At 72.6% G+C, this 9,794-nt stretch carries 10 protein-coding genes; 5 read left to right on the forward strand and 5 right to left on the reverse strand.

Annotation, left to right across the window (positions count from 1 at the left end; genetic code table 11):
- From nadC to I5E_RS18220, 4 genes are all read right to left on the reverse strand, one after another.
- Positions 1 to 823 (reverse strand): carboxylating nicotinate-nucleotide diphosphorylase (gene nadC, locus I5E_RS18205; RefSeq protein ID WP_022908249.1); only part of this gene is annotated, 823 nt, incomplete at its 3' end.
- The gene (gene nadB, locus I5E_RS18210) at positions 820 to 2,439 is read right to left on the reverse strand and encodes an L-aspartate oxidase (RefSeq protein WP_022908250.1); all 1,620 of its coding nucleotides are present in this window, start codon (positions 2,437 to 2,439) and stop codon (positions 820 to 822) included. The genes nadC and nadB, both read right to left, overlap by 4 nt.
- A 70-nt stretch (positions 2,440 to 2,509) precedes the next feature.
- Complete coding sequence (gene nadA, locus I5E_RS18215) at positions 2,510 to 3,781, reverse strand: quinolinate synthase NadA (protein ID WP_022908251.1); 1,272 nt, start codon at positions 3,779 to 3,781, stop codon at positions 2,510 to 2,512.
- 16 nt (positions 3,782 to 3,797) lie between these two features.
- Entirely contained in the window at positions 3,798 to 4,496 is a 699-nt protein-coding gene (locus I5E_RS18220) for an NUDIX hydrolase (protein WP_022908252.1), read from the reverse strand.
- A gap of 122 nt (positions 4,497 to 4,618) precedes the next feature.
- Here I5E_RS18220 and I5E_RS18225 point away from each other — a divergent pair, with 122 nt between their 5' ends.
- The 3 genes from I5E_RS18225 to I5E_RS18235 all read left to right on the forward strand — a co-directional run bounded on the left by I5E_RS18225 (position 4,619) and on the right by I5E_RS18235 (position 7,833).
- Complete coding sequence (locus tag I5E_RS18225) at positions 4,619 to 4,882, forward strand: acylphosphatase (RefSeq protein ID WP_083858049.1); 264 nt, start codon at positions 4,619 to 4,621, stop codon at positions 4,880 to 4,882.
- Between the two features lie 181 nt (positions 4,883 to 5,063).
- Positions 5,064 to 6,542, forward strand: coding sequence for an MDR family MFS transporter (locus I5E_RS18230; protein WP_022908254.1), 1,479 nt, complete (start codon positions 5,064 to 5,066; stop codon positions 6,540 to 6,542).
- A 43-nt stretch (positions 6,543 to 6,585) separates the two neighbouring features.
- Positions 6,586 to 7,833: a D-arabinono-1,4-lactone oxidase gene (locus I5E_RS18235; protein ID WP_031263129.1), complete on the forward strand. Its 1,248-nt coding sequence runs from the start codon at positions 6,586 to 6,588 to the stop codon at positions 7,831 to 7,833.
- A gap of 51 nt (positions 7,834 to 7,884) precedes the next feature.
- Here I5E_RS18235 and I5E_RS18240 read toward each other — a convergent pair whose 3' ends face one another.
- Positions 7,885 to 8,376, reverse strand: a complete 492-nt coding sequence (locus I5E_RS18240; RefSeq protein ID WP_031263130.1) for a 2'-5' RNA ligase family protein — start codon at positions 8,374 to 8,376, stop codon at positions 7,885 to 7,887.
- A gap of 153 nt (positions 8,377 to 8,529) precedes the next feature.
- On the opposite strand from I5E_RS18240, the gene I5E_RS18245 reads away from it, so the two are divergent.
- A complete protein-coding gene (locus tag I5E_RS18245; protein WP_022908255.1) occupies positions 8,530 to 9,480 on the forward strand; it encodes a MetQ/NlpA family ABC transporter substrate-binding protein in 951 nt (316 codons plus the stop codon).
- Positions 9,480 to 9,794, forward strand: a 315-nt coding sequence (locus tag I5E_RS18250) for an ATP-binding cassette domain-containing protein (protein WP_022908256.1), incomplete at its 3' end; no start/stop codon positions are given. The genes I5E_RS18245 and I5E_RS18250, both read left to right, overlap by 1 nt.

Raw genomic sequence — 9,794 nt, forward strand, 5'->3', positions numbered from 1 at the left:
GGGTGAGCGCGCCCACCGAGATGACGTCGACCCCGGTGGCGGCGATGGCGGCGACCGTGTCGAGGGAGACCCCGCCGGAGGCCTCGACGAGGGCGCGCCCGGCGACGACGGCGATCCCGTCCCGGAGCTGGTCGGTCGTGAAGTTGTCGAGCATGATCGTGTCGACGCCGGCCGCGACGACGGGTTCGATCTGGTCGATCCGGTCCACCTCGACCTCGAGGTGGACGGTGTGGCCGAGCCGTTCGCGCGCCGTGGCGATCGCGTCCTGGATGCCGATGCCGCCGGCGAGCAGCACCGCGAGGTGGTTGTCCTTCGCGAGCACCGCGTCGGACAGCGACGTCCGGTGGTTGTGGCCGCCGCCGCACCGCACGGCGTAGCGCTCGAGCGCCCGCAGGCCCGGCGTGGTCTTCCGGGTGTCCACGATCCGGGCGCGGGTGCCGGCGACGGCCGCCACGAAGGTCGCCGTCGCGGTCGCGATGCCGGACATCCGCTGCGCGAGGTTCAGCGCGACGCGCTCGGCCCGGAGGACCGACCGCGCGGGCCCGGTCACCGTCGCGAGGACGTCCCCGGCGGCGAAGCGGCTGCCGTCCGGCGCGTGCAGCACCGCGTCGATCGTGGGGTCGACGGCGTACATGACCTGGACGAACACGTCACCGCCGCTCAGGACGCCGGGCTCCCGAGCGGTGAGGGTCGCCGTCGCGGTGGCGTCCGCCGGGATGAGCGTCTCGCTCGTGACGTCACCCCAGGGGGCGTCCTCCTCGAGCGCGGTGTCGATGACGCGCCGGAGGGCGTGCGGCGGGATCGTGCCGGGGTCGACGGTCATGCGGGTACCTCCTGCGGGACGGCTGCGTGCTGGGCGACCCACGCGCGGGACGCGGGGGCTGCGGGGTCGGTGTCGGGGTGGTCGGTGCGGGCGTGGGCGCCGCGGGACTCGGTCCGGGCCTCGGCGGCGACGGTGGTGATGCGGGCGAGGTCGAGGAGCGCCCGGTCCTCGAGGTCACGGACGCCGGTCGGTGCCGGGGCGACGAGGGCGGCCAGGTCCGCTCGCGCGCTCGCGAGACCGCTCGCGTCGCGGAGGAGCCCCACCCGGTCCGTCATGACGGACTGCACCGCCTGCCGGAGGGCGGTGCCGTCGGTCGGACGAGCCGCGCCTCCTGGCCGGGCCGGACGGGAGGCGCGGCTCGCCTCGACCGCACCGGTCACGCTGGTGACGGGGAGCGTCGCGTCGCCGCGGAGGCGGAGTCGGTCGGGTCGCGGGACGGCGAGCGCGTCCGCTGCGCGGACCGCGAAGACGAGGCCCTCGAGCAGGGAGTTCGAGGCGAGACGGTTCGCGCCGTGGACACCCGTGCAGGCGACCTCGCCGATCGCGAACAGGCCCGGCAGGCTCGTCCGTCCCTCGGCGTCGGTGACGATCCCGCCCATCGCGTAGTGGGCGGCGGGGGCGACCGGGACGCCCTCGCGGGTCCAGTCGAACCCGGCCGACCTTGTGGCGCGGGTGAGCCCGGGGAAGCGTCGGACGAGGAACGTGGGGTCGAGGCCGGTCGCGTCGAGGAGCACGGGCTCGCCGCCCTGCTCCCGGACGGCGGCCGCGATGCCCCGGGCGACGACGTCGCGGGGGGCGAGCTCGGCGTCGGGGTGGACGTCGGCCATGAAGCGGCGCCCGCGGGCATCGCGGAGCACGGCCCCCTCGCCGCGGACCGCCTCGGACACGAGCCCGCCGCCGGGGACCGCGAGCCGGGTCGGGTGGAACTGCACGAACTCCAGGTCGGCCAGGACCGCACCGGCACGCCAGGCGGCCGCCTGCCCGTCGCCCGTCGCGACGAGCGGGTTCGTCGTCTCGCGGTAGAGGTGCCCGGCGCCGCCGGAGGCGAGCACGACGGCGTCGGCGTCGATCCGCCGCGGTTCGCCGAGCAGGTCGAGGACGTCGACCCCGACGACCGCGCCGTCACGGACCACGAGGTCGGCGAGGCAGGTCCGTTCGAGGATCGTGACGTGTCGGCGGTGCAGGGCGCCGACGAGGGTCGCCTCGATGGCCGCGCCGGTCGCGTCGCCGTCGGCGTGCACGACGCGCCACCGACCGTGCGCGGCCTCGCGCCCGCGGGCGAGGTCGTCGCCGTACTTGTCGAGGCTCGCCGGGTCAGCGGTGCGGTCGAACGGCACCCCGAGGGCGAGCAGGTCCCGCACCCGCGCGGGACCGTCCGTGCAGAGCACCTCGACCGCTCGGACGTCGGCGCTGCCCGCGGCGGCCACGTGGGTGTCGGCGATGTGGAGCGCGGCGGAGTCGTCGGCGCCGAGTGCGACCGCGACACCGCCCTGGGCGTACGCCGTCGCCCCGTCGGCGAGCGTCCCCTTCGTCATCAGGGTGACGTCGTGGCGGGCGCTCGCACGGATCGCTGCGGTGAGTCCGGCGATGCCGGAGCCGACGATGACGACGTGCACGGGTGCTTCCTCGGTTCTCCAGGCTCGGGGTTCAGGCTCGGGGTTCAGGCTCGGGGTTCAGGCTCGGGGTTCAGGCTCGCGGCTTCGCGGCGAGCATGCGCTCGAGGGCGACCTTGGCGTCGGCCTGGACGTCAGCCGGCACGACGATCTCGTTGAGGACCTCGCCGTCGACGAGCGCCTCGAGCACCCACGCCAGGTAGCCCGGGTGGATCCGGTACATCGTCGAGCAGGGGCAGACGACCGGGTCGAGGCAGAAGATCGTGTGCTGCGGGTACTCGGCGGCGAGCCGGTTCACCATGTTGATCTCGGTGCCGATCGCGAAGGTGGTCGGCTCGGTGGCGGCGGCGACGGTCTTCCGGATGAGGTCGGTGCTGCCGGCGTGGTCGGCGGCGTCGACGACGCCCATCGGGCACTCGGGGTGCACGATCACCTGGACGCCCGGGTGCTCGCGGCGTGCCTGGTCGATCTGGTCGACGGTGAAGCGGCGGTGCACCGAGCAGAAGCCGTGCCACAGCACGACCCTGGCGTCCTGCAGGGTCTGGGCGTCGTTGCCGCCGAGGGGCTTCCGGGGGTTCCACATCGGCATCAGGTCGGTGCTGATGCCCATCGCCTTGGCGGTGTTCCGGCCGAGGTGCTGGTCGGGGAAGAACAGGACGCGCTGCCCGCGCTCGAACGCCCACTCGAGCACGGTGGCCGCGTTCGACGAGGTGCACACGATCCCGCCGTGCCGCCCGCAGAACGCCTTGAGGTCCGCGGCGGAGTTCATGTACGTGACGGGGATGACCGGCACCCGGCCGTCGGCATCGGGCTCGGTGCCGTAGACATGCTCGAGTTCCGCCCAGGCCGCCTCGACGCTGTCGATGTCGGCCATGTCCGCCATCGAGCATCCCGCGGCGAGGTTCGGCAGGATCACGCGCTGGTCGTCGCGGGCGAGGATGTCCGCCGTCTCGGCCATGAAGTGCACGCCGCAGAACACGATGGCCTCGGCGTCGGGCTTCGTCAGCGCGGCGTTCGCGAGCTGGAACGAGTCACCGAGGAAGTCCGCGTGCCGCACGACCTCGTCGCGCTGGTAGAAGTGCCCGAGCACCACGACCCGGTCGCCGAGGGTCGCCTTCGCGCGCTCGATGCGCTCGTGCAGCTCGTCGACCGGCGCGTTCCGGTACTCGTCCGGGATGACGCCCTGCCGGGGCGCGGAGGTCGGGATGACGTCGGACATCGACGACCCGGGTCCGTACCCGGGTCGGGCGTCGAAGTCCCACGTCGGCATCGCGAGGTCGGGCGTGCAGGTGCTGCCGGCGGCCTGACCGTTGGAGATCAGTTCGATGGTGGTGGCGATGGACACGGGCGTTCCTTCGGTTCTACGGCTTCTTGCCCTGCTGCAGCGGGCCGTTGTCCGCGTAGGCCAGGTCGGGGTTCGAGCGGTACAGCCGAGCCGGACGGTGCCGACCCCCGCTCGTGGTCTCGTCCGTCGGCAGGATCGCGTCGGTCTTCTCGACCTGACGACGGAAGTTCGCGGGGTCGAGCGCACGCCCGAGCACCGCCTCGTACACCCCGCGGAGCTCGGCGAGGGTGAACCGGTCCCCCAGGAACGCCTGCGCGATCCGGGAGTACGACATCTTGTTGCGGAGGCGCCAGAGCGCGTACTCGGCGATGCGGTCGTGGTCGAACGCGAGCGGCGGGTGCTCGTCGGCGAGGAACCACCGCACGTTCCAGTCGTCCGGCACCGTGCTCGCCTCGTCCGGGTGGACGAGGGCCCAGTACACGATCGACACGACGCGGCTCGGTGAGCGGTCGACGTCGCCGAAGGCGTAGAGCTGCTCGAGGTAGCGCGGCTGGACGTTCGTGGTCTCGCGGAGGCGGGCGGCGGCGGAGTCCTCGAGCCCCTCGTCCGGCCGGACCCACCCGCCGGGGAGCGCCCATGATCCCTCGTACGGCTCGGCCACCCGGCGAACGAGCGGCATCCAGAGCGCCGGGGCGCCGGTGTCCGGGTGCGGGCGCAGCGCGACGATCACGGTCGAGACCGCGACGCGGATGGGGAGCTCGGTAGATAGTGTCATGAGGACTTGAAGTGTTCGGGTTGCGATGACACTATCACCGGGTTTCACGAGACGGAAACAGCTACGAAAACTCCTGGTCGGACCGCGCGCCTACATTGAGCCGCATGACTACGGTGACGAGGATGCACGCCGTCGTGTCGGGGACGGTCCAGGGGGTCGGTTTCCGGTACTGGACCGCGCGGAAGGCCGACGGACTCGAACTCGCCGGGTACGCCCGGAACCTGTTCGACGGCACGGTCGAGGTCGAGGCGGAGGGGCCGGCGCCCGCGGTCGACGCGCTGATGACGTTCATCCGGACCGGGCCGCCGTCCGCCGAGGTGACCGACGTGTCCTGCCGCCCGGTGGTGCCGCACGGCGACGTGGAGGGCTTCGCGATCCTGCACTGATCCTCGCGGGACCGCGGCGCGTGGGAGCGGGACCGCGGCGCGTCGGAGCGGGACCGCGGCGCGCGCCCGGCGGCGCGGATGTCGGACGGAAGCGGAATAATCGAATCCACTCAGGCGGTTGCCCTGTCTGCGCTCGTCGCGCCCCCTCGTCCCACCAGTCGTGATCCACCAGGAGCCCCGCATGACCCAGGCCGTCGATTCCGCACCCCGCACCGGGAGCGTCGCGCAGCCCTCCGCCGGCGAGACCCGACTCGTGATCGGGCTGCTGCTGGTCTCGGCGTTCGTCGTGATCCTCAACGAGACGATCATGGGCGTCGCCTTGCCGCGGCTCATGGACGACCTCGACATCAGCGCCGCGACCGGGCAGTGGCTCACCACCGGGTTCCTGCTCACGATGGCGGTCGTCATCCCGATCACCGGGTTCCTGCTGCAGCGCTTCAACACCCGGCCGGTGTTCGTCTGGGCGATGAGCCTGTTCTCCGCCGGCACCCTGATCGCGCTGCTCGCGCCGGGCTTCTCGATGCTGCTCCTCGGCCGCATCGTGCAGGCCAGCGGCACCGCGATCATGATGCCGCTGCTCATGACGACGGTGCTCACGCTCATCGAGCCCGCGCACCGCGGCCGCGTGATGGGCAACATCTCGATCGTCATCTCCGTCGCCCCGGCGATCGGCCCGACGATCTCGGGCCTCATCCTCAACGCCTTCTCGTGGCGGTGGCTCTTCGGCTTCGTGCTGCCGATCGCGCTCGCCGCGCTGGTGCTCGGCATGGTCAAGGTCCGCAACGTCTCGACGCCCCGGAAGGCGCCGCTCGACGTGCTCTCGGTCGTGCTGTCCGCCTTCGCGTTCGGCGGGATCGTCTACGGCCTGTCGAGCATCGGCGAGGCCGGCTCGACCGGTCCGCTCGTGCCGGTCGCGTCGCTCGTGGTCGGTGCCGTCGCCCTCGCCCTGTTCGTCGTCCGGCAGACCCGCCTGCAGCGCGCGGACCGGGCACTGCTCGACCTCCGCACGTTCCGGACGAAGGGTTTCACGATCCCGATCGTCGCGATGGGCCTCAGCTTCATGGCGATGTTCGGCACCCTGATCCTGCTGCCGATCTACCTCGAGCGGGTCCTCGGGCTCGACGTGCTGAACGTCGGCCTGCTCCTGCTGCCCGGCGGGCTCATCATGGGGCTGCTGTCCCCGGTCGTCGGGCGCATCTACGACCGCCGCGGCCCGCGGGTGCTCCTCATCCCGGGCGCGATCATCGTCAGCGCCGTCCTCTGGGGGCTCTCGACGGTGGGCGTGGACACCAGCGTGTGGTTCGTCCTCGGCGCCCACGTCGTCCTGAGCATCGGGCTCGCGCTCACCTTCACGCCGCTGTTCACCGCGGCGCTCGGCGGCCTGCCCCCGAAGCTCTACTCGCACGGCAGCGCGGTCCTCGGCACGGCGCAACAGCTCGCCGGAGCGGCCGGGACGGCCCTGTTCGTCACCCTGCTCACCATCGGCGCCTCGGGTGCCGCGGCGGGCAGCGGCGCCGCCGGCCTCGCCGAGGCGACGGCGTCCGGCGTCCGGACGGCGTTCCTCGTCGGCGCGGTGATCTCGCTCTTCGGGATCGCGATGTGCTCCCTCGTGCGGCGACCGGCCACCCCGGACGGCGCCCCGGCACCGTCGATGCACTGACGGTTCCCGCCTCCGCCAGGGGGCGCGTGGCATCGTGGGCGACATGCGGTCGACGACGAGCGAGCTGAACTGGTCCGGCACGGTCACCTACACGGCCGAACGGGTCCTCCGTCCGTCGTCGATCGACGAGGCCGCCGAGATCGTCGCCCGCTCCCCCCGGGTGCACGGTCTCGGCACCCGGCACTCGTTCAACGACGCGCCGGACGCGCCCGGTGTGCTGCTCGACCTCACCGGCATCCCGGTCGACCTCGAGGTCGACGCGGGGCGGCGGACGGTCACGATGGGTGCCGGGACGCGCTACGGCGTCGTCGCGCCCGAGATCGACCGCGCCGGGTTCGCCCTGCACAACACGGGGTCGCTCCCCCACATCTCGATCGCCGGCGCGATCGCGACCGGCACCCACGGGTCCGGCACCGCCCTCGGCTCGCTCAGCACCGCGGTCCGGTCGTTCGAGGTGCTCGGACCCGACGGCGCGGCACGGACGATCGACCGCGACGACCCCACGTTCGACGGCGCCGTGCTCCACCTCGGCCTGCTCGGTGTCCTCACCCGCGTCACCCTCGACGTCCAGCCGACGTACCGGATGCGCCAGGACACCTACGGCCCGATCCCCTGGGACACCTTCACGGCCCACGTCGCCGAGGTCCACGCCGCCGCGACGTCGGTCTGCTCGTACACGGTGTTCGGCGACGCGGTGACCGAGGTGCTGCTGAAGTCCCGCGTCCCCGACGGCGAGGACGACGTGGCCGTCCCGGACGACCTGTTCGGCGCGCCCCGGCTGCCCGGTTCGCCCGGCGACGGGCACCACACCGCCCGGGACGGCTCGGTCGGGCCGTGGTGGGACCGGCTGCCGCACTTCCCGATCGACTCCGTGCCGAGCCACGGCTCCGAGGTGCAGAGCGAGCACTTCGTCCCGCTCCGGCACGCCGGCGCCGCACTCGACGCCGTCCGGACCATGGCCGACCGCATCCAGCCGCACCTGCACGTGTGCGAGATCCGCACGATGGCGGCGGACCCGTTCTGGCTCAGCCCGACCCAGGGCGAGGACGTGCTCTGCATCGCGTTCACGTGGCAGAAGCACCCGGCCGAGGTCGCCCGACTGCTGCCCGACCTCGAGGCGCTGCTCGCACCGTTCGACGGCCGCCCGCACTGGGGGAAGATGAGCTCGCTCGACGGCGCCGCGATCGCGCCGCTGTACCCGCGCCTGCCGGACTTCCGCGAACTCGTCCGGGCCGCGGACCCCGACCGGACGTTCGCATCCGCGTTCGGCGAGCGGATCCTGGGGACCTGACCCGCGCCTCCAGGCCGTCCGCCGTCCGCGGTCCGAGGCTGCATCGCCACCTCACCCGATCGGCGTGAGTGTCCTGGACGCGCCGTCCCAGTGCCGCACCCCGCCGATCGCCAGCTCCTCGGGCAGCGGCGCGTCGCGGAGCGCGGCGACCGCGGCCGCGAGGTCGTCGTCCCGGACGCGCCGCGCGAACGTCAGGTGCGGCGACCAGGCGCCGGGTGCGGTGGTGCCAGTGGCGCCGGGGGCGGCCCGGTGGACGGCCTCGTGGAAGGCGGCGAGCGCACCATCGACGACGACCGCCCGCGCGAGCACGCTCCGGCCCGTGCCTGCGGGGAAGAGCAGGACCCCACCGAGGCGGAGCCGCGACGGCACCGGCACGTCGAACGCGTCGGGGACCGCCAGTTCGTCGCCGGCGGCCAGCGTCACGTGCGGGCTGTTCGTGTCCGAGCGACCGAGGCTCGGCAGGTCCGCGTCGACGAGCGCCTGCCACGCCGCACGCACGGCGGCGTCCGACGACGGTCCGAGGACGAGTTCGAGGCTGCGCACCCTCCGAGTGAACCAGCGAGCCGTGTGACACGGATGTAACACGGCGGAACGCAACTCGCACCCGCTGGACCGGCCCGTCACACTCGACTGCACGCCGCGGACCACCGCGGCGTCCCCACAGCACTGCCAGCACCGCCCACGAGGAGCCCCGCCATGTCCGCAGCACCCGCACTCCCCGAGAAGCCGAAGGGCAAGCGCCCGATCGGCTGGATCGTCGCCGCCGCGGTGGTCGTCGTCGCGATCGTCGTCGCCCTCATCGTCGGGGCCGTCCGCTCCGGTGGCTCCGAGAACGGCGCCACGGCCGGTGGATCGCCGAAGACCGTCACGATCGGCGTCGCGGACAAGTCGCTCTCGTACTGGGACACCTACACGAAGCTCGCGAAGTCGAAGCTCGACGTGACGGTCAAGCTGACGAACTTCTCGGACTACTCGCTGCCGAACCCGGCGCTGAAGGACGAGCAGCTGGACATCAACCAGTTCCAGCACATCCAGTACCTCGCCGACTACAACGTCACCTCGGACGACGACCTGCAGCCGATCGGCTCGACGGCCGTCTACCCGCTGCCGCTCTACGCGACGAAGTACGACGACGTCGCCGCGCTGCCGGCGGACGCCAAGGTCGCGATCCCGGACGACGCGATCAACCAGGCCCGGGCGCTCCTCATCCTGCAGTCCGCGAAGCTCGTCACGCTGAAGGACGGCGGCTCGCCCTTCTCGACGACCACCGACATCGAGTCGTCGAAGGTCGACGTCCAGCCGCTGAACGCCTCGCAGACCGCGAACGCCCTGCAGCAGGGCTCGGTCGCGGCCGCCGTGGTGAACAACAACTACGCCACCGCCGCCGGCCTGCCGATCTCCGACGCGATCTACCAGGACGACCCGTCGAGCGCGAGTGCGGCGCCGTACGTCAACGTCTTCGCGGTGCGGAACGCCGACAAGGACAACCAGACCTACCTCGACCTCGCGAAGCTCTTCCAGGACGAGTCGGTGCAGAAGGTCTTCAGGAAGGACCTGCCCGAGGCCGTCAGCCGCGACGAGAGCGCCGCGAGCCTGCAGGCCGAGCTCGCGAAGGTCGAGCAGGACGCGAAGGCGGCCAAGCAGTAGTGCCGGTCCTCGTCGAACTCCGCGGCGTCTCGAAGCACTACCGCCGCGCCGACACCGGCGAGACCGTGGTGGCCGTCGAGGACGTCTCCCTGGACGTGCACCAGGGAGAGGTCCTCGGCGTCATCGGGTACTCCGGTGCCGGCAAGTCCACCCTGGTCCGGCTGGTGAACGCGCTCGAACTGCCGTCGTCGGGCTCCGTCACGGTCGCCGGGCAGGAGCTCACCGCCCTGCCGGAGCGTGACCGCCGACAGGCCCGCCGGAAGATCGGCATGATCTTCCAGCAGTTCAACCTGTTCCGGGCCCGCACCATCGCC

It is taken from the genome of Curtobacterium sp. B18, assembly GCF_000333375.1.
Lineage (GTDB): Bacteria > Actinomycetota > Actinomycetes > Actinomycetales > Microbacteriaceae > Curtobacterium.